Origin of the sequence: Streptomyces sp. TN58 (genome assembly GCF_001941845.1) — a bacterium.
GTDB lineage: Bacteria > Actinomycetota > Actinomycetes > Streptomycetales > Streptomycetaceae > Streptomyces.
Genome location: NZ_CP018870.1, coordinates 47,329 through 66,554 on the forward strand (window position 1 = coordinate 47,329; position 19,226 = coordinate 66,554).

Consider the following 19,226-nt stretch of genomic DNA (forward strand, 5'->3'; position numbering starts at 1 on the left):
CGCACTGAACAGTACGGCGGTAGCGACGGCGGGGGCCACATGATGCCGGGTGTGAAGCCAGGGCGGCGCCTGCAAGATGTCCTCGGTGCGGGCTGCAGCGCGCCCCGCGGGAAGCGTCTGGTCACTGCTTGATCGTCGACACGGCTGGCTCCACACCAAGCACGGCCGACGTTGACGGCCCCCGCGCGGTGGGATCAGCCCCGCGCGATGAACCGGGCTAGGTCCGTGTCACTCCCCCGCGGCAACTCCTTCACCGCCGCCCCGGGCAGCCCCGCGACGATGGTGCGCAGCCGCGCTTCGAGCTCCGGGAGCGCCGCCCAGGCCCCTTCGGGGGCCGTGACGGTTGCGAGCAGCAGGTCTCCCTCGTAGAAGTAGGCGTCCAGCAGCGGTTCCTCGGCCAGCAGGCGCACCGCGAGGGGAAGGACGAACGGGAGCGCCACCTGCTGCGCGAGGAGGGTGCGCAGGTCGGCGGGTCGCAGTTCGCCGAGCGGGACCCGGCGCAGACCGTGCACCGTGCGGACCAGCCGTGTCGCGTTGGCGGGCACGGCCTCCCAGCGCGGCGGGTCGAGGTCGTCGAGCGTACGGTCGAGGTGCAACAGAGGGTCCATGGGTGCCATTCTCGGCCCGGTTTAAGTGGAGGTGACGTGCGGCGTCCGCCCGAACACCGGCCCCCCGTGGAGTTCGGGCATGGCCCTGCGACATGATGATCATGTCAGCGCACTGCGAGCGGTCGCAGACTCCGGCGGCGCGAGCCGGTCGGCGTTCGTTCGACCGCGCGGCCGTCGCCGAGCGTCGATACGGAGGGTCGTCATGTCTTGTCGCGATCGCGCGCGCGGGGCTTCTCGGGGCCTGGCAAGCTGGTCGGATGGCCAAAGTCTGCTGGAGCGCGGAGCGTTCCACGAACGTCGAGTACGCCTCGTTTCGTGTGGGTGCGTTCTCGCTGCTGGACGACACCGTGATGGAGCAGCTTCCCCCGGCTGCCGGGGGTTTGGCGGTCGGCGAGTACGCGGTCGGGATCGGCAGCTTGGTGCACACGCACTTCGATGTGGATGTCCTGGTGGAGGTCTGGGACGAGGCGCCGCCCGTCTTGGCCGGGCAGGAGCCGCTGGGTGAGGCGTCGATCGCGGTGCGCAGCGGTATCTTCGCCGTGTACGACTTCTGGGGTGCGCCGCGGGGCGAGCCGATCCCTCTCGGCGGGCCGGCCCGGTACGCGCTGCGGGTGTACCGGTTCCCGATGAAACGGCCGGGAGCCGTGGGCGGGGCGGAGGGGCTGGAGACGTACGCGGTTCATGTGTGGCAGGCCGCTGGCGAGGCCGGGGGCCCGCCTGTGCTGCTGGAGTAGAGGTCGGTCGCTTTCGCTTCGCGGCCTGGACCCGCTCGTCGCGGTGGAAGTCCTTGTGGAGGGCCGGACTGCGAGGTTGTGGTTCTTGGCGATGTAGCGGACGGAGTAGTTGCCGTCACCGGCGCCGCCGCCCTCGCAGGCTGTCAGCGGAATCTGGGCGCTCGCAGCGGTACCAGGCGCGGAGGCTCGCCTTGACGGATTCCGCCTACGGTGGCCTCAGCGCCCTCTTGGATGGAGCCGCGAAGGAGGTCATTCTATGGATTCTGTGGAAGGCTGGGAGCGTACGTTGTGGCAGCGTTGATGTGCTCGGCAGCTTCGAAGGAGCGAGCTGCCGGTAGTTGTCGGCAAGGTTGAGTTGGGTAGAAGCCGACGATGTGGAGACTGGCGCGTGCGCCTGGACGCGCTTCCTCCGGGGCCGCGCCCTGCGACCAGACGTACGGCCCATGGCAGCGTTGGATGGTCGCCCGGTAGATCAAACCTTTCGTTTTGCTTGGGGGTGTGAGACCGCCGATCCGTCTCCCGGACCTGATCACGCTCCAAGGGACGTGGCAGCAGGCCTACGCCGAACTCGCTCAGGGCCCCGCTGGCCGGTACGGCCGCGCTGTGGCAGCGGCTGATCACTCGGCCTCCGTCCAGGCCGAGGTGTCCGTGTCAGCAGAGCGGGCTACTTCGTCACGCCGGACTGAGGCGGCGGAATTTGTGGGAGGCGAGGGGGAACGATGAGGAGAGGATGTTGGACTTCAACTCTCCGGTGAGTGCGGACGCAAGGAATTGCGTGCACGACACGGAGTAGTGTTCCCAACGGGGGCCCCTCGCCTCGTTCACCATGACAGTCCATTCGTTCGGCTCAACGCCCGGAAGAACGAGCCAGTAGAGGCATTCTCCGTTGTCTGTGGTCGCCCATGGGACAACTACGGATCCTTCGGTCTCCAGTTCTGCCGGCCTCTTTTCGAACGTCCAGAGATCTTGCAGGTCTCGGAACTGGTACTCGGCCCACTTGAGGAGGTCGTAGTGCCTGTTGGGGCAGCCGGGCTCCAGGATATAGAGGTAGTCGTCCCAGTTGCTTCCTCCGTAGACGCTGATGAGCTCCTTGTAGTCGTTGGGGAGCTCTACCGCGAGGGTGCGTTCGACTTCGCTCCACGCCTTGTCGCGGGGCTGGCTCGGCGCAGGGGCGATTTCGAGCAGACGTGCGAGGGCGTTGCTCACGGGGAGGTCCTGTTCCTAAGGGTTGGCAAGTCCGGACGGACGGGATGGCAGTGGCCGGAAGGTGTTTTCTGGGGGCAGCCGAGCCTGGTCCTCCGCTATACGGTGCGCCGTTGCATGGGCCGCCTGGGTGGGCACGGCTCGCGTGCACCTTCGAAGAGGCCGGCCCACCAGGCGGCCAGTCCGGATAGGGGGGCCTATCGTTGGGCGTGACATGGTTACTCGTCAAGAACAGGCGAGGCGAGACCAGCAGCCAGCTCGCCCGGCTCTTTGTGCACCACGCGCCCGACCGCCCGAAGAGGGCCCCCTCCGGCTGGGCGGCCGGAGGGGCCCTTCGAGGTGCAGGCTACTGGCGCCAGCGGTTCTGACCGGGGCCCTTGCAGGTGTACGTCTTCCCGTTCGCCGTACCGACCGCTCCGCCCGGCGAGCAGAACGCCCCCGGATGCACGGTCTTCGCACCGCCGCCTGTCGACCCGCTTGAGCTCGACGAATCGTCATGTCCCGTTGAGGTCCCGGGGCGCTCGTAGTCGGGATCGTTCGCCGGGATCTGGTACGTGGTGCCCTTCGTGGCCGGACAGCTCTTCACCAGGGACGCCTCGCTCCACCTGCCCAGATCTAGACGGACCGTGGTGGTCGAGGTGACCTTGCCGTCCTTGCCCGGGTCCTGGAAGCAGACGTGCCACTCCTCACCGTCCTTCGCGGCCTGCTCCGCAGTGGGCGTGTCCGTGTCGAGGTAGACGTCCTCCAGCGACACCCGCTCCAGCGGCACGCCCGCCGCCTTGAGATCCGCCATCGCCTTGTTGTAGGTGGCGCCCACCACGTTAGGCATCACCGGCCACGGCAGCGCACCGCCGTCCTCCTTCGGACACGGCTCGCCCTCCTTGACCACGGAGAAGTCCACGCCCTTCTTCCCGCCGGCCAGGTCGGAGACCTTCTGGAAGCACACTGTCCAGTTCCCAGCGAGGACGACCCCGCGGGCCTCGCTGGAGGCGTCACGGTTGCCGACCGTGTATCCGGCAGCCTCGGCGCCCTTGCGTGCCTCGGTCAGCGCCTTGCCCGTGTAGTCCGACAGCTGCGGCACAGCCGCCGGGGCGGGCGTCTCCGATGCCTTCGACGTGGCAGCCGTCGTCGGCGTCGCTGCGGCCTTCGCGTCGTCCTTCTTCTTCACCGGGTGCGCGATGCCGGCCACGATCAGGCAGAGCATCAGGGTGCCGACCGTTGCGGCGATCCGCTGCCACACCTGCCACGGATGCCTCAACCCGCCCGTGCTGATCCAGATCATGGCGATGGACGCGAACATGAGGAGTATGCCGAGCCCCTGGGCGATCGCCATGATGACGGCGGCCGCGCCGATGAATCCGAGACGGACTCCCGAAGTCTGCCACCAGGGGCGTATCGGGGCCGGTGGAGGGGTGTACGGGTAGGGCGGCTGGCCATAGGCCACTGCAGACTCCTCGGTAACAGAAAGCGTCAATGTGACTGACGGATCGTAGCGATGAGGACCAACGGCGTCCGCCGCGCCCGGCATGCGGGCCATCCGCCCACGGGACGCAGGCCAGAACATCATTTGCCAGCGAGGCCGGGCGAGCGAGTAGCGCCGTGGTTCACCGCCGCCGCTCCTGGCCGCTGCGGCGCAAGCGCTCCGTCCACCGCACGCGGCGAGTGGACGGCTGGGTTTACCCGCCCCTGCCCCGCTGGTGGCTCGCGGGTCCTCAGCCGCCGCGCTGCCGACGGCTGCACGACGGTGGCCGTCACCATGAGCAGGGGACGTTAAGGGCAGTCCTCGCCGAACTTGACCACGCCGACTGAGACCTTTTCAGTGATGGGGACGGCCTTGTTCTTCGGGTCTTGGTCGCAAATCTTCCAGTTGGTCAGGAGCAGTACCGTACGTCCCTGGCCGCTGACATCGTGGAACGAAGTGGCCTTGTAGCCGTCGGCGAACCCTGCTGTTTTGAGGGCTTCTACGAGCAGGTCACCGGACTTGCCTGTCATGTCAGGGACTTGCGCCGTCTGCGGTGCTGCTTCCTGCATCGGCTCGGGAGCCTTGGCCACCACGGGCGGGGGCGCGGTGACCGTGACGGTCGCGGTGACCGTGACGGTGACGGTCGGGGCGGGTTTGGCCTCGGCGGGCTTGGCGTCGGAAGGTGAGACCGCGGCGGCGAACATCGTGGCTATCAGGAAGAGGGCGATCATGCCCCCGCACCCGAGGACGGTCTTCTGCTTGGCGTTGAGCTGGCTGTCGGGCTTGCCAGGGCCGTTCGCCAGCTGCGGGGTGAACGGCTGGCCGGCCTCCGACGCTGCGGAAGCGGGCACATCATCGGGCCGCTGAGGGTGGCCGGGGGCAGGTGTGGGCGCAGTCATGGATTGCTCCTGTGGCAAGTGAGAGGGAAGCCCCAACTTGGTGCGGTGAAGTGGGGTTCTCACACTGCCGGGAGCTGGCGGCGCTCAACATACACGTTGAATACCGAACAACACCAGATCACGCAGCCACCGCAGCGGCACGTCTAAGAGGGCGGTTCGTGAGGTCTTGAGTGGCTTTGTCGTCGCCTGATGGTATGGGTGCAGGGCGGAATCCGCCGGTCCGCAGCCGGGGGCCTGCTGGTGTGATGATGTGAGTGAACGCAAGCCGTACCCGAGCGACTTATCGGACGAGCAGTGGGCGTTGATCGAGCCGGTGATCACCGCGTGGAAGGACCGGCATCGCTCTGTCAGCGGTCACCAGGGTGCCTACGCGATGCGGGAGATCGTCAACGCGATCCTCTACCAGGGCCGGACCGGCTGCCAGTGGGCCTACCTCCCGCACGACGTGCCGCCGAAGAGCGCGACGTACTACTACTTCGCCGCCTGGCGGGACGACGGCACCGACCAGGTCATCCACGAGCTCCTGCGCTGCCAGGTCCGTGAACGAGCTCGCCGATTAGAGGATCCGATTCTGGTGGTGCTGGACACCCAGAGTGTCCACGCGGCCGCTGGGGTCCCTGCGGCCACGACCGGCCGGGACCCGGCGAAGAGGGTGCCGGGCCGCAAGCGGGGACTGGCCGTGGACGTGCTGGGCCTGGTCATCGCCGTCATCGTCCTGGCCGCGAACACCCACGACAACGCAGCCGGCATCGCCCTGCTGGACCAGGTCGCCGAGCACACCGGCGGCACTGTCCGCAGAGCCCTGGTCGACCAGGGCTTCAAGACGGCCGTGGTCGCTCACGGCACCGCGCTCGGCATCGACGTGGAGATCGTCGAACGCAACCCGCAGGAGAGGGGGTTCGTCCCGCAGCCGAAGCGGCGGAGGGTCGAGCAGACCTACGGAATCCTGATACTGCACCGGCGCCTGGTCCGCGACTACGAGCACCGCCCTGCCTCCTCGGCATCCCGCGTCTACTGGGCGATGACCCAGGTCATGGCCCGACGGCTCACCAACGCGAACACCCCCAGCTGGCGTGATCCCGCAGGCGGTGGCAGCGTGAACATCGAGCCCCTCCTCGACGCGCTCGTCGTCCAAGAGGACGCCGCCCGGGCCCTGGCCGACGGCCTCCGCACCCAGATCGAAGAGCTGCACGGCCGACTGCGGGAAGCCGAGATCCACCTCGAACACCTGTCGATTACCCGGAAGACCGTCACGGCCCTCGCCGACCGGCTCCCGGCCGCCCCGCCGGACCTGCCCGAGCACCCGGACTACCCCCGCATCCTCGCTGCCTTCAACGAGGCCACCAGCCCGCTCCGGGCCCGCGATGTCTGCGAAGCCCTCGACCACGAACTGCTGCAAAAGAACATCGAGGGCACCCGCGCCAAGCTGAAACGCCTGGTCAAGCTCGACATCCTTGCCGAGGTCGACACCGGCAGCTTCACCAGGAAGCAGCAGGCTGCCGGGCACCACGACCAGCAGCTGTGACCCCGACCGATCGGCCACCCCGGATCGGCGCCCCTCTTGCTACCAGATCCACATCCCGCCGAGGACAGAAGCCCGACCGCTCTCGTCGACGTCGACCATGTGGGCGGCCTCGGGACCGCCGCTTGAATCGGAGTCCAGCGGGATGACGAAGCGGTGCTCTCCGAAGTCCAGGGCGAGAATCCGGTCCGGATCCAGTTCATAGCCGTCGACGGTCTCGCCGATGTAGCAGCGCATGAGCTCCAACGACCCTGGTGCGGGAAAGCTCCACTCGCGGCCCCCGTACACCCCCGAGGGGTCGCTCAAGGCCCGCAGAATCGGTCCATCGAAGTGCAGCTCGACGTAGTCGCGCACGAAAGACACGTCGCTGACCTCCAAGCCCATCAGCAGCTGGAGCGGGTCGTCCGAGTCGTTCGCATGAGTCACAAGCCCATGCTGCCAGAGGCCTCCGCCCGCCCTATCACGCGTCCGCCCACTGGCCGGCTCGGAACCGGAACGACCAACTACAGGTCGACATCACAGCAGCCCCCTCCCAGCCTCACCCGGCAATGGACATCAGCTCACGAACCGCCCTCTAAGAACTCCTAACGGAATGACCTCATAGCGCCTGTTGGTGAGCACGGTTGGTACTGTCCGACCGTGACTTTGACTGACCTGCGGGATGGCTTTCGCGATGATGACCAGCGGCAGTGCGTCCAAGCAGTCGTTCACAGTCGACTCGCGGATGACCGGGAGCCGCAGGAGTGTCGCTACTTGATGCGCTTCTGGTGGCAGCTGAGCATGCCGTACCAGGAAGTTTCGCTTGAGGAGCTGCGCCTGAACGTCGGCAGGCAGAAGCTGGACGCCCTCATGGAGCTGATCAGCGCCATCCGGTCCTCCCACGACGAGATCGATGCGTGGCTTGCTGATGCGGAGAAGACGTTTCCGGTGATTCAGGACCGCGGCTTCAGCTCAGACCGCAGCGACTGAGGCACGAGCTTCGTCAGGCGCCGCCAGCAGATGATGCAGCAGGCGAGCTTGAAAAAGGCTTCATGGATGTCATCGCGGATCTCCCACCGGATTGCAGGCGGCGGAACCAGTGCAGATGGGCGAATGCGCGCTCCACGACCCAGCGGCGGGTGCCGAGCCCGGAACCGTGCTCGGTCCCGCGGCGGGCGATCACCGGTTTCACCCCAAGCTCCCACACGAGACGGCGGTACTTGTCGTGGTCGTACCCGCGGTCACCGAGCCCGACGTCCGGGCGACGCCGGGGCCGGCCGCGTTTGCCCCGCACCGACGGAACGGCTTCGAGTAGCGGAACGAGCTGGGTCACGTCATTGCGGTTGCCCCCAGTCAAGGTGACAGCGAGCGGGATGCCGGTGGCATCGGTGATCAAGTGGTGCTTGCTGCCCGTTCTACCCCGGTCGACAGGGCTTCGTCCGGTCTTGGAGCCCCTTTGTCGGCGTACAGGTGGACGTGCGCCACCTCGTACGAGGGAAGGTGCTCCGTTTTCGGGGCGGTGACGGGGTGCTGGCGTGAGGCTGTTGTCGTCCGTTCGGGACGGCAAGGAGGCGTCTGGCAGTGGTCTTGGACCCACATCGCTGGCTGGAGTTGAGGCGGTTCCGCCCGCTGTATGCGTCTGGTGCGATGAGCCTGCGGGAGATCGCGAAGGAGACCGGGCTGAACCGGCGGACGGTCAGCAAGTATCTGAAGAATCCGGCGTCGGCGGGGCTGCCCAGGCGGGAGTCCGATGGCCGTCAGCCGCGGCGGGTCGTGGACGAGATCGCGCCTCTCATCGACGCGATGCTCAGGTCCGAGGTGCTCCTGAAGGGGTCGGTGATCCACGAGCGCCTGGTCGCGGATTACGGGGTCGCGATCAACTACCAGCGGGTGAAGATCTATCTGCAGGAGGCCCGGCCGCGGATCGCGGAGGAGTTGGGTATCAGCCCGGGCGAGCTGGCGGGTCTGCACCGGCGTTTCGAGGTGGTTCCCGGTGCTCAGGCCCAGGTCGACTGGGGTGATGAGGGCAGGGTCCTCGCTCATGTCGGGATCCCGAAGGTCTACTCGTTCCATATGACGCTGTCGTACTCGCGTGATCCTTTCTGCTGCTTCACCACCAGCCAGGATCTCGCGACGTTCTTCGACTGCCACCGCCAGGCCTTCGCGCACTTCGCGGGGGTGCCGATGAGCATCGTCTACGACCGCACGAAGACGGTCGTGCGCCGGCACGTCGCCCCGGGTGAGGCCGTTCCGCTGCATCCGGAGGCGGTCGCGTTCGCCGGCCACTACGACTACGACATCGACGTGCTGGCGGCCTACCGGCCGCAGGGCAAGGGCAGGGTCGAGCGCCAGGTGAACATCGTCCGCGATCATGTCCTGGCGGGCCGGGCCTTCTCCTCGCTCGAGGAGATGAACGCCGCCTTCGCGGCTTGGGTGCCGTTGCGGCGGGCGAAGGTCCATTCCACCCACGGCGAGGTCATCGGCCATCGGGCCGCTCGCGATCACACAGCCCTGCGGCCACTGCCGGGAACTCCGTATGTGGTTGCCCAGCGGCATCTGCGGCACGTCGGCAAGGACTGTCTGGTTGCTTTCGATGCGAACCTCTACTCGGTGCCCGCCCGCAAGGTCCGCCCTCGCCAGCTGGTCGAGGTCCGGGCGACGAAATCGCAGGTCAGTCTGCATTCCACCGTCCCCGATGCTGGCGGGCTGACGCTGCTGGCCGTTCATGCGCGGGCAGTCGGCCGCGGAGCCCACGTCGTCGACGAGACGCACTGGGACGGTCTGCCCACCGGCGCCGGCCGCCGTGTCACCACTGGCGACGCTCTGCCTTCTCCCCGCCGCGGCCGGCCGACAGGTTCGCAGACCGGACCGCTGCAGGCTCTTCTCAGCAGGTCTGCCGCCGCTCACGTCGAGGTCGGCCGCCGCCCGCTGTCGGTCTATGACGAGCTGACCGGCACCCGGCCTTTCAATCCGCCCGCCCCGACCAAGGACGCCCGTTGAGCGAGCTGACCAGCACCCGCATCCGCACCACCGCCACCCGCCTCGGGCTGCCGCACCTGGCCGAAGCCCTGAGCCATTACATCCAGCGGGCCGACGAGGCGAAGATGGGCTACCTCGACCTGCTTGACCTGGTCCTCTCCGAGGAACTTGCGGTCCGTGACGACCGCCGCTTCCGCAACGGCCTGCGGCTGTCGAAGCTCCCGCACCACAAGACCATCGAGGACTACGACTTCTCGTTCCAGCCCGAACTCGACCCGCGCAAGGTCAAGGACCTGGCCACCTTGTCCTTCGTTGAGGACAAGGCCAACGTCGCCCTGCTCGGGCCACCCGGTGTCGGCAAGACCCACATCGCCGTCGCACTCGCGGTCGCGGCATGCCGAGCGGGCTACTCGATCTACTTCACCAGCCTCGACGACATGGTCCGCCACCTCAAGGCCGCCGAGGACCAGGGCCGGCTGATGAGCAAGCTCACCAGCTACCTCCGCCCCGCGGTCCTCGTGGTCGACGAAGTCGGCTACCAGCCACTCGAGCGAACCGAGGCCAACCTGGTCTTCCAGGTCATCTCCAAGCGCTACGAGAAGGGCTCGATCATCCTCACCTCGAACAAGACCTTCGGCGAATGGGGCCAGGTCTTCGGCGACGAAGTCCTCGCCACTGCAATCCTCGACCGGCTCCTGCACCACTGCGAGGTCGTCTCCATCAACGGCAACAGCTACCGCCTCAAGAACCGGCTGGCCGCCATCGAACGAGACCGCAACGACGCAGCCTGAAGGCAGCCTCCCTATCGGCCGGACACCTCGAGGGCCGGTCCGCCTTGCTCTTCCTCAGCCCTCTTCAAAGCTCTGATTTCACGGCGGCGCCAACGTGTGACAGCCGCAACGGCGACCGCCCCACCCAGCAGGGTGACCAGAGGAATGCCCCAAACCGCGGCCATGAACAGGTTTCCGAGTGATTCCATGACGCCCCCTTTCGACGGGACCTTACTCGCTCCCTGAAGCGGCTTCGGCGGCAAGGATTGGTGCACAGATCTCCGTACTGGGTTGAGCACTCTCACGAGTACGCCGACAGTCGCGTCGCCGGCGGTGAGGGCGGTCAGTTCGGCGGGGTCGGTGGTCAGCGGGATGTCGGTGCCGACCGGTTCGTGGTCGAGGGCCTGGCGGGCCGAGCACACCGCCACAGTGGTGCCCTTGCGGCCGGCCAGACGCCAGGAACGGATCGTCTGCGACAGCAGGTCCACTGTCGGCAGCAGCACCAGCACACGGCCACGGGGGGGCAATACGGGCGGTGGTACGGGCGGCAATGAGGGTCTTGCCGGTGCCGCAGGCCGCGATCACGCTCGCGCGGGCGTAATCGCGGAACGTGGCGGTCGCGGCGGCGACGGCTTCCTTCTGGTGGGGCCGCAGCTCGATATCGGAAGCCATGAAGGTGTGCTGCTCCGTGGAGTTCGGCTGGACGGGGGCGGACAAGGCGCCCCGCCCTGTCAGGGTGCAGGTTATTCGGCTGCTTCGGTCAGGTGGGCGAGGGTGGATCCAGCGGGGCTTTTACGGACGTGCAGGCGGTGAGTGATGCGGCGGCGCAGTTCGGGGACGTGGCTGATGACGCCGACGGTGCGGTCGTGGGCACGCAGGGAGTCCAGGACATCGAGGACCTTGTGGAGGGTGTCTTCGTCGAGAGTGCCGAAGCCTTCATCGATGAAGAGAGTGTCCAGGGGGTTGCCGCCGGCTTCGTGGGTGACGACGTCGGCCAGGCCAAGGGCGAGGGACAGGGAGGCGAAGAAGGATTCGCCGCCGGAGAGTGTGTCGGTCTTGCGGGGACGGCCGGTCCAGGAGTCGGTGATCTCCAGTCCGAGGCCGGAGCGGGCGCCGCGGGCGGCTTGGTGATCGGAGTGGGAGAGGTTGTAGCGGCCTTCGGACATGATGTGCAGGCGGGTGTTGGCGGCGGTGACGACTTCTTCGAGGCGGGCTGCCAGGACGTAGGCCTCCAGCTGCATGCGCACCCGGGCGCTGGGTGAGTTGCCGGTGACGAGTTCGGCCAGGTGGCGGGCGGTGAGGTGCGCCTGCTCGAGCGGTTGCAGGCGCTGGATGGCGGTGCCGAGGTTGGCGGCAAGGGCGGTGAGGGCCTGGCTGCGGGTGTGGGCGGCACTGGCGGCGGCGGCGGCCTCGGCGTGCTGGTCATCCGCGGTGGCCCTTGCAGCCGTGGCGGCGTCGAGGTTGGCGGAAGGCTGTGCGGCGGCCTGCTGCAGTGCCGGGTTGTCCAGGACTGCGGTGTGCGCGGCACATGCCTCGCGCCACTGAGTGATCTCTTCTTCTATGGCGCGCAGGTCTTCGTCGTTGAGCAGGGCCTGCTGGGCGAGTGCCAGGGTGTCGAAGCCCTGGTCCTTGGCGGCGAGGGTGGCCTGGTCGGTGCGGTGCGCGAGGGTCTGGACGGCGGCGGCGAGGCTGCGGGAGGCCTCGGCGGTCTCTTTGAGGCGGTGGGCGGTGCGGGTGAGGTCGTCGGCGTGGGCGGCGACAGTGGGATAGGTGCCGCGGGCCGCGGTGAGCTTGGCCGTCAGCTCGGTGAGCTGCTGGGTGAGGGTGTCGTAGTGGGCGTTGCGGGCGGACAGGCCGGCCGTGGCGGTGCTGTGTTGCTGGGTCTGGGCCGTGTGCTCGCCGTCGAGTGCGAGGAGTTCTTCTTGGACGGTGCCCTGGTCTGCAGCGCGGTCCAGGACGTCGGTCAACTCCGTGGTGAGCGTGGTGTGCTGGGTCTGGAGGTCGGTCAGGGGGGTGTCGCCGGCTTCACCGGCGGCGGTGGCCGCCTGTTCGCGGAGCCCGTGCAGCACGGCCGCGGCGGCTTTCTGGGTGGTCTTGGCCTGCTCGTGGAGGGCTTCCGCGTCCTGCTCGTCCTGGCGTGTGGGCTGCCCGTCCTGGGCAGCGGCGGGCGCCGGGTGGGTACAGGATCCGCAGACCGGGCAGGGCGTGCCGTCGGTGAGGGTGGCGGCAAGTTCGGCGGCCATGCCTTCGGTGCGCCGGCGGCGGATGGTCAGGTAGTCCTGGCCGGTCTGGCCGGTGACCGCTTCTGCATCGGCCAGCTGCTGTTCGGCCTTGGTGACCTTGGCGAGATGCGTGTCGCGGCGCCTGGCTGCTTCGAGGCGGGTTTTGAGGCCGTCCAGGGCGGTCTGGTGGCGGCGGCTTTCTTCTTCGGCCTGGCGGGCGGCTTCTCGCCGGGCTTCGAGGGCGCCGCGCCGGGCGGGCTCGGCTTCGAGCCAGTCCTGGGCTGTGCGTTGCTGGGTGGCGAAGTCCTGCCGTTCGGCGTCGGTGCGCTCCAGCTCGGTGGTCAGCCGGCGGACGGTGTCTTCTTCGGGGATGAGGGTGGTCAGGATGGCAGCTTCGGCGCGAAGACGATGCTCGGCGGTTTCCAGCCGGCTGGCGTCAAGGTCCTTGTGTTCGGGCAACAGGCGCTCGCGGGCGCTGCGTTCAACGCTCTGGGCACGGGTGTGGTCGTGTGCGGCGGTGTCCGCGGCGTGCAGCAGTGGTGCTGCCTGTTGGGCGCGGCGGGCTTGGTCGCGGCGCTGGATGAGTGTGTCCTGGTGCGGTGTCTGTTCCTGGAGCAGGTCGAGTTGCTGCCGTGCGCTGGTGTAGGTGGTTTGCTGCTGGTGGAGTTCGCGGGCCGCGGCTTCGAAGGTCTGCTGTCTGGCCAGGTTCTCCTTGGCCGTTGTGGCTGCTTGGAGTGTCCTGGCGTGGTCGGTGTGGCTGACGCGGAGGAGATCCTGGGCCCAGGCGCGGGCGGGCTCGGTGAGCGTGTTCGGGTCGTCGGGGGTGGGCGCCGTGTACTCGGTTTCCAGGTCGGGTCCGGCTGCCTGGTGGATACGTTCGGCTAGGCGCAGCACGTCGGCGCGGGTGGCGTCGCGGTTCTTCTCGGTGGTGCGGCTGTGGTCGTTCAGCCAGCGCTCGATGAAGGAGAAGCGACCGGTGCGGAAGAGTTTGCCGAGGAGTTCTCGTCGGCCGTGGGCGTCTGCGTGGAGGAACTTGGTGAATTCGTTCTGCGGCAGCAGGACGACCTGGCAGAACTGCTCCCGGCTCATGCCCAGCAGGTCAGTGACCTCGACGGCTGCTTCTTGGTGGGACTTACTGGAAGGTTCCCAGCGGCCCTGCCCGTCGGCGTCGACGGCCCATTCACTGAGCCGGGTTTCTGCTTTCTGGGAGGTCTCGCCTTCACCGGATCGCTTGGGGCGCATCTGGGCGGGGATCCGGTCGATGCGCAGGCGGCGCCCTGCAAGAGTGACTTCGAGGGTGACTTCGGTCAGGAGGCCAGCGGGAGCGTGGTGGCTGCGCAGCAGCAGGTCGCGGTCGCCCGGTGGTTTGCCGTAGAGAGCGAAACAGATGGCCGCGAAGATGGTGCTCTTGCCCGCTCCGGTGTCGCCGTGCAGGAGGAACAGGCCGTCGGCGGATAGTGCGTCGAAGTCGATGGTGTGGGTGCTGGCGAAGGGTCCGAATGCCTGCAGGCGCAGGGTGTGCAAGCGCATGTCAGACGGATTCCTTCTGCTGCTCGTTCAGGCGGGAGGCTTCGACCGCCTGCTGTAGCAGAGCGTGTTCGTCCGGTGTGGGGTCGGTTCCGCGCATGCTGCTGATGAAATCGCTGGCGATGTCGAGGTCGCCGCGGCCCCGGATGCGCTGACTGTAAGTGGGGGTGTTCGTGGCCTGGGAGGGTATAAAGGCGGGCTTGTGCCTGAGGCTGGCGGTGTGGGGGAAGCGGCGGCGCAGGCGGGCCATGGCCTCGAAGGGCAGGGCCGTGTCGGTGAGGGTGACCTCGAGCCAGGCATCCTTCAGCGGCTCGTGGTCGGGATTGGTCAGGAGGTCTTCCATGAAGCCGGACACACGTTCCAGGCGGAGAGGCACAGGGCAGGGCTGGCGGGTGAGGGCGGGAACGGCATTGGGGGTGAGGTCGACAAGGGTGATCGACTTGGTGTGGCGGGCTTCGGAGAAGGAGTAGGCCAGCGGGGAGCCGCTGTAGTGGATGCGGTCGGTGACACGCTGGGGGCCGTGGAGGTGGCCCAGGGCCACGTAGTCGATCCCGTCGAAGACGTCGGAGCCTACGTGTGCGACACCGCCCACGGCGATTTCGCGTTCGCTGGTGGACTCTTGGCTCTCATCGCGTTCCTCGGGCTGTCCGGTGCCGGAGGTGACGAAGGCGTGCGCAAGGACCACTGACCGGGTACCGGCCGGCTGGTGGTTGGTGAGGTCGGCGTGGATGCGGTCCAGGGCTGCGGTCAGTACTGCGCGGTGGGAGACGGCTTCGGCTTCCAGGCGGTCGCGGACCATCGACGGCTCGAGGTAGGGGATGCCGTACATGGCGACGGGGCCGTCGGCGTCGTCGAAGAGGACCGGGATGTCGCAGGTGTCCGGGTCAGTCCTCAAGTGGATCCCGGCACGGGCGAGGAGCCCGGATCCGACGCCGAGGCGGTGCGCGGAGTCATGGTTTCCGCTGATCATGATGATCGGCACGCCGAGGTCGGCGAGCTGGTGCAGAGCGCGGTTGAACAGGCGCACGGCGTCCAGGCTGGGGATGGCCCGGTCGTAGATGTCTCCTGCGACAAGGATCGCGTCGACATCCTCGGTTCGGGCAGTGTCGACCAGGTGGTCGAGGAAGGCACGCTGGGCGGGGATCAGGTCTTCTGTGTGGAACCGGCGGCCCAGGTGCCAGTCGGATGTGTGGAGAAACCTCATGCGCTTACACCTCGGCTTTGTCGCTCAGCGTGATTGTCAGTGCTCGCAGGGAAGATGGAGAGCGTGGGAAGGAGGAGAGATGCCCTCTCCAAGGTCTGCTCGTGCTGCCTGCGTTCCCTCGCCGGGGGGGTGCAGGTGGTGTGGGATCGATGCTCGGATCCATGCTCGCCAATGGGTGGAATCGGTTGGCTGGCATGTGTGGCAGACGCCGACGGACGAGCAGCGCAAAGAGCGTATGCGGGCGCGTCGTGCACGGCGGTCGGCGCCGGATCAGTGAGCGAGTTCTTGCAGGTGGGTGAAGATGTCCCGTAGCTGCCGGGGCACGTCCTGGGCCGTGGTGAGGGTGCTGGCCAGCCCGTAGACCATGGCGGGTTTGCCGTTGGGGCTGTTGTTTCCGGCTTGGTTTTGGATCATGTCGAGGATACGGGCGCTGAATTTCTTGCCGTCGCGGTGAGCCGTGAAGTCGTGGGCTTGCCAGGTCTGCGGGGCCGGGCGAGGCCAGTGGGTGTTGGCGGCAGTGGCCCACTGCTCGTCGCTGAAGAGTTCTTCCAGCTCGTTGTAGCCGTCGGCTTCTCCGACGTAGGAGACGTGCTTTTCGAGGTCGAGACCGGCGCGCCGGAGGCGTTCGTCTTTGAAGAGTTTGTTGGTGCGGCTGTCTGCGTCCACCATCAGCATCACTGTGCGTTGATGTTTGACGAGGTAGCGGGCCAGGTGCAGGGCTCCCTCGTTGTTCTCGCAACCCCACAGGGCGATACCTGCTGCCTGGAGGGACATGTTCTGGGCCAGGCGGAATAGCAGCGGCAGGCTCTTTTGTTCTGTGTCGCCCTCGACGGCCAGGAAGCAGCGCTCGTGGAGCAGGACGGAGTTGCGCAGACCCAGCGATGCCGCGATCTGGCCCAGGTGGAAATCAATCCCGTCGTGCTGATCGTCATCGAGCCGTTCGACGACGGTGCGCCCGCCAGGTCCAAGGCTCAGGTGGACGACATCGGCGATGTCGACGCCGTCGATGAGGTTCATCGAGTGGGTGGCGACCATGACGCTGACGTGGGGCAGGGCGCACTGCTTGCGGATGATGTCCATGACCGTGCGCTGGTGGCGGTAGTCAAGGTGGGTGTCGGGCTCGTCGTAGACCACGATGGTCTGCGTAGGTTGGGTGTTTCCCTGTTCTGCCGAGGCGGCCAGTTCGGCGTTCTCCAGGAGGTTGCTGGTCCACTCCCATACCGCCAGGGCGATACGGCGTGTGCTGCCCTGCCCGGCGCGCGTCAGGTCGACAGGTTCGCCGTCCGCTCTTGAGACGTGCAGCGGGGCGCCCTGGAAGCCTCCCTTGAAGGAGACCAGGGGTTTCACGTTTACGCTGACGTATTCGGCGCAGTGCTGGCGGATGTGGAGGCACAGGGAGTCGGCTTCCTTCTCCAGCCGCTGGGTGATCTCTCCCTCGATCTCCCGGACGCGGCCCTGAAGAGTCTCGTCCTCCAGGTGCGTCTTGTAGCTGCTACTCAAAGCGGTGCGCACGGCGTCGTCGGGGCTCTCGTCCTTCCCACCGAACGACAAAAGCTGCGGGAGTCGTTCCTCGAGTGTCTTGGGGAGCGGTTGCCACCCTTCGTCCTGGGGCAGCGTCCTGGCGTGTGCCCTCAGCTCTGCCAGCAGATCCTCCTTGAGGTTTCCTGCCGGGGACAGCCCGTATTCGGCAACAAGCGCCGTCAGCGCCGGTTTGAGCAGTCGGCCCAGGTCACGCAACTGCGGGTCGGCGGGCTGGCTGCCGAAATACTCCAGGCAGGTCGCCTCCCCCAGCAGCGAGCGCCGACGGATACGCACACATTCGCCAAGCCCGCTGTGGGCCTGTTCCTCGGCGTCCAGCCGGAACTGGCCCTCCACCCAGGTTTCGGCGCACCGCCGCCCCTTGGAGCCCTCCTCGTCCTGCACATAGGTGCGGTCTTCGTCGGTCAGGCGGTGGGTGCCGAGGAGAAAAGCCAGCGCGGTCAGCACCGCGCTCTTGCCGCCGTCGTTGCGGCCGGCCAGGACGGTGGGCCCGCTGACCGGGATGTCCGTCACCTGGGCTAGGGAGCGGAAACCGCGCGCGGAGTAGCTGTCGAGATACACGGGAGGAGCTGCTCCGTATCTCCCCGTCCAGAGCGGACAGAGGCGTGGCGTGCGGCAAGCGCGGATGCTGATGAGGCACCTGTGCCACTGGCACAGGCCGTCATATTAAATGGCGTTGAACAACTATGGTGTCTTTTGCGTCAGTTGAACCAGCGAGTAGGGTCGAGCCCCCCGCCGTGGGTACGCTCACACCTCTTGCTCAGGCAAGGCATAGGCGGACCGCTTCTTCGCATGCCTGATCGATTTTGGGCAGGGGGTGAATTGGCTCGGATTCGACTATGGGGTCCGACTGATTGGAGGTTCCAGCCCGGGCACTAAGAGGTCATCGCGGCGAAGGCCGAGCACCGGCTGCCCCGGCCCACGATGAGGAGGCGGCGACGGCCCCGGTCGTGGACCTGATGGCCGCGCTGGAGAAGTCCGTCGCCCACGCCCGCGAGCTGCGCGGCGAGACCGACGACAAGGCCGGGGCTGAGGCGACCGTGCACGAGATGCCGGCGCCGAAGAAGAAGGCCGCGAAGAAGGCACCGGCCAAGAAGACCACCACGAAGAGTGTTCACCTCGGCCGCGGTGAAGTCACGGCCGACCAGGTCCGGCGCTTTCGTCGCGGCCGGGTCCGCGACGGTGGTCCGGTGCCGACGACGCAGACGGACCCCCTCGATCCCGATGGTCCGCATGATCCTCGCGACCCGCTTGTGGTTGATCCGTTCGCCCTCGTCGCGGAGCTCGGCCGTGATCCTGGGGGCGCCGTAGGTGCCGTCGGATTCCTCGTGGACCTTGCGTATCCGGGCCGCGAGCCCGGCCTCGGCGGCCTGCCGGGCCGTCCGCGCGGCCGCGGTGCGGCGCCAGTAGTAGAAGCTCGAGCGGGCGATCCTGAGGAGGTCGCAGAGCCGCTTCACACCGAACCGGCGCTGGTGATCGTCAACGAACTGGCAGCGGTTCACCAGCGCGTCTCCCCTGCGAAATACCGGGCCGCCTTGCGGAGGATGTCGCGTTCCTCCTCCAGCTCACGAATCCTCTTCCGGGCGGCAGCCAACTCCGCCTGGACGGCGTCACCACCGGACTGCGCAGCGGCCGGGGGCGTAGAGTGGGCACCGGAACGGCGCCCGTCAGCGGCCCGGATCCAATTCCGCAGCGTCTCGGTGTTCACCCCGAGGTCAGCGGCGACGGACTTGATCGTCGCTCCCGGCCGCGACTGGTACAACGCGACCGCGTCCGCCTTGAACTCGGCGGGATAGTGCTTCATCCCCACAGGGACTCCGTTCTCCTGGACCATCAAGATCCAAGTCTCTCCGGTGTCCAAAATCCGGGTCAGGGCCCAAGGCCGGGTATTTAGCGCTTTCGCTGGTCACGCAAGGGGAGTTGGGGTCCATGCTGTGGCGGCGTAGAGGCCGGGGCCGAGTTTGTGGATGAGGCCGGTCTCGGCCCATCTGGAGAGCTGTCGATACATGGTCTCCACCCGGGAGAACTGCGCGCGTGCGGGCGACGCTCGACTGGATCGAGACTGCCGTGGACACAGGGAAGGTCGACGTCGACGGCGAACTGGCCCGTCTGCTGCAGGGCGAGTAGTGGGATGCCGCGCGCGTCACAGCGCCGGTCCCCCGCGGCCCAGCGGCACGCCGACACCCTCCGGTTCGTGCTCTTCGAGGCGCGGCCTGCCGGTCTGGCCTTCAAGCAGTTGGTCAGGTCCAGCGAACTCTCACCCCATCAAGCTCGTGCGGGCCTGGCCTGCCTGCGCGACACCATCGCCGAACGGGAATGGCCGCCCCTGATCTGGACGAAGGCGGCGGCTACAAGTTCTGCTCCGACCCCAGCGAGCTCCAGGCCTATGAGGTCGCGGTCATCCGCGAGAGGCTCACCGAGATCCGCCGGTTCATCACCGGCGTCGTCGCCCGCACACAGTCCTGCAGCCCAAGGGCCGGTGGATCCGGCACCTGAACACCCAGCTGAACTCCGTCGAGTCCACCCTCGATGTGATCGCCGACTACATCGACGCATGATCCTGGTGAGGGCCGGCCGC

At 67.5% G+C, this 19,226-nt stretch carries 15 protein-coding genes and 5 pseudogenes; 7 read left to right on the forward strand and 13 right to left on the reverse strand.

Going from position 1 to position 19,226, the window contains the following annotated elements; translation table 11 throughout:
- Positions 1-194 precede the first annotated feature (194 nt).
- The gene (locus BSL84_RS00250; protein WP_075969501.1) at positions 195-608 is read right to left on the reverse strand and encodes a contact-dependent growth inhibition system immunity protein; all 414 of its coding nucleotides are present in this window, start codon (positions 606-608) and stop codon (positions 195-197) included.
- 257 nt (positions 609-865) lie between these two features.
- On the opposite strand from BSL84_RS00250, the gene BSL84_RS35905 reads away from it, so the two are divergent.
- Positions 866-1,342 (forward strand): hypothetical protein, encoded by a 477-nt coding sequence (locus tag BSL84_RS35905; RefSeq protein ID WP_159393487.1) that lies wholly within the window; start codon positions 866-868, stop codon positions 1,340-1,342.
- Positions 1,343-2,014: 672 nt separating this feature from the next.
- Here the strand turns inward: BSL84_RS35905 and BSL84_RS00260 are convergent.
- From BSL84_RS00260 to BSL84_RS00270, 3 genes are all read right to left on the reverse strand, one after another.
- On the reverse strand, positions 2,015-2,548 hold the full coding sequence (locus BSL84_RS00260) for an SMI1/KNR4 family protein (RefSeq protein WP_075969503.1): 534 nt from the start codon (positions 2,546-2,548) through the stop codon (positions 2,015-2,017).
- Between the two features lie 343 nt (positions 2,549-2,891).
- Positions 2,892-3,989: a PASTA domain-containing protein gene (locus BSL84_RS00265; protein WP_075969504.1), complete on the reverse strand. Its 1,098-nt coding sequence runs from the start codon at positions 3,987-3,989 to the stop codon at positions 2,892-2,894.
- Between the two features lie 326 nt (positions 3,990-4,315).
- Positions 4,316-4,906 (reverse strand): PASTA domain-containing protein, encoded by a 591-nt coding sequence (locus BSL84_RS00270; RefSeq protein ID WP_159393488.1) that lies wholly within the window; start codon positions 4,904-4,906, stop codon positions 4,316-4,318.
- Between the two features lie 250 nt (positions 4,907-5,156).
- On the opposite strand from BSL84_RS00270, the pseudogene BSL84_RS00275 reads away from it, so the two are divergent.
- Positions 5,157-6,002 (forward strand): annotated as a pseudogene (locus tag BSL84_RS00275) (IS5 family transposase); the annotation flags it as partial.
- Positions 6,003-6,470: 468 nt separating this feature from the next.
- Here the strand turns inward: BSL84_RS00275 and BSL84_RS00280 are convergent.
- Positions 6,471-6,854 (reverse strand): hypothetical protein, encoded by a 384-nt coding sequence (locus BSL84_RS00280; RefSeq protein ID WP_075969506.1) that lies wholly within the window; start codon positions 6,852-6,854, stop codon positions 6,471-6,473.
- Positions 6,855-7,067: 213 nt separating this feature from the next.
- Between BSL84_RS00280 and BSL84_RS35910 the strand changes: the two genes are divergently transcribed.
- Positions 7,068-7,397 carry a hypothetical protein gene (locus tag BSL84_RS35910; protein WP_075971903.1) on the forward strand — a complete coding sequence of 110 codons (330 nt, stop codon included), beginning with the start codon at positions 7,068-7,070 and terminating at the stop codon, positions 7,395-7,397.
- On the opposite strand, the pseudogene BSL84_RS00290 reads toward BSL84_RS35910, so the two are convergent.
- A pseudogene (locus tag BSL84_RS00290) lies at positions 7,361-7,860 on the reverse strand (IS5 family transposase); the annotation flags it as partial. The gene BSL84_RS35910 and the pseudogene BSL84_RS00290 overlap by 37 nt on opposite strands.
- Positions 7,861-7,988: 128 nt before the next feature.
- Between BSL84_RS00290 and istA the strand changes: the two are divergent.
- Both istA and istB read left to right on the forward strand, forming a co-directional pair.
- Positions 7,989-9,407, forward strand: a complete 1,419-nt coding sequence (gene istA / locus BSL84_RS00295) for an IS21 family transposase (RefSeq protein WP_107484686.1) — start codon at positions 7,989-7,991, stop codon at positions 9,405-9,407.
- Entirely contained in the window at positions 9,404-10,177 is a 774-nt protein-coding gene (gene istB, locus BSL84_RS00300; RefSeq protein WP_075969508.1) for an IS21-like element helper ATPase IstB, read from the forward strand. Before istA ends, istB begins: the two co-directional genes overlap by 4 nt.
- 11 nt (positions 10,178-10,188) lie before the next feature.
- Here the strand turns inward: istB and BSL84_RS37570 are convergent, their stop codons facing one another.
- The 7 genes and pseudogenes from BSL84_RS37570 to BSL84_RS00335 all read right to left on the reverse strand — a co-directional run bounded on the left by BSL84_RS37570 (position 10,189) and on the right by BSL84_RS00335 (position 18,452).
- Complete coding sequence (locus BSL84_RS37570) at positions 10,189-10,665, reverse strand: hypothetical protein (RefSeq protein ID WP_324616570.1); 477 nt, start codon at positions 10,663-10,665, stop codon at positions 10,189-10,191.
- A 76-nt stretch (positions 10,666-10,741) separates the two neighbouring features.
- A pseudogene (locus tag BSL84_RS37575) lies at positions 10,742-10,828 on the reverse strand (hypothetical protein); the annotation flags it as partial.
- A gap of 71 nt (positions 10,829-10,899) precedes the next feature.
- A complete protein-coding gene (locus BSL84_RS00310) occupies positions 10,900-13,908 on the reverse strand; it encodes an AAA family ATPase (protein WP_075969509.1) in 3,009 nt (1,002 codons plus the stop codon).
- A gap of 1 nt (position 13,909) precedes the next feature.
- A complete protein-coding gene (locus BSL84_RS00315) occupies positions 13,910-15,109 on the reverse strand; it encodes an exonuclease SbcCD subunit D (RefSeq protein ID WP_075969510.1) in 1,200 nt (399 codons plus the stop codon).
- A 270-nt stretch (positions 15,110-15,379) separates the two neighbouring features.
- Positions 15,380-17,209 (reverse strand): ATP-dependent nuclease, encoded by a 1,830-nt coding sequence (locus BSL84_RS00325; RefSeq protein WP_030035897.1) that lies wholly within the window; start codon positions 17,207-17,209, stop codon positions 15,380-15,382.
- Positions 17,210-17,523: 314 nt separating this feature from the next.
- On the reverse strand, positions 17,524-18,150 hold the full coding sequence (locus BSL84_RS35160) for an IS3 family transposase (RefSeq protein ID WP_107484688.1): 627 nt from the start codon (positions 18,148-18,150) through the stop codon (positions 17,524-17,526).
- Entirely contained in the window at positions 18,147-18,452 is a 306-nt protein-coding gene (locus BSL84_RS00335) for a transposase (RefSeq protein WP_199838688.1), read from the reverse strand. The genes BSL84_RS35160 and BSL84_RS00335 overlap by 4 nt, the downstream gene beginning before the upstream one ends.
- A 224-nt stretch (positions 18,453-18,676) precedes the next feature.
- On the opposite strand from BSL84_RS00335, the pseudogene BSL84_RS36805 reads away from it, so the two are divergent.
- Positions 18,677-18,775: pseudogene (locus tag BSL84_RS36805) on the forward strand (DUF6192 family protein); the annotation flags it as partial.
- Positions 18,776-18,779: 4 nt separating this feature from the next.
- Positions 18,780-19,206, forward strand: a pseudogene (locus BSL84_RS00340) (RacP protein).
- Positions 19,207-19,226 lie beyond the last annotated feature (20 nt).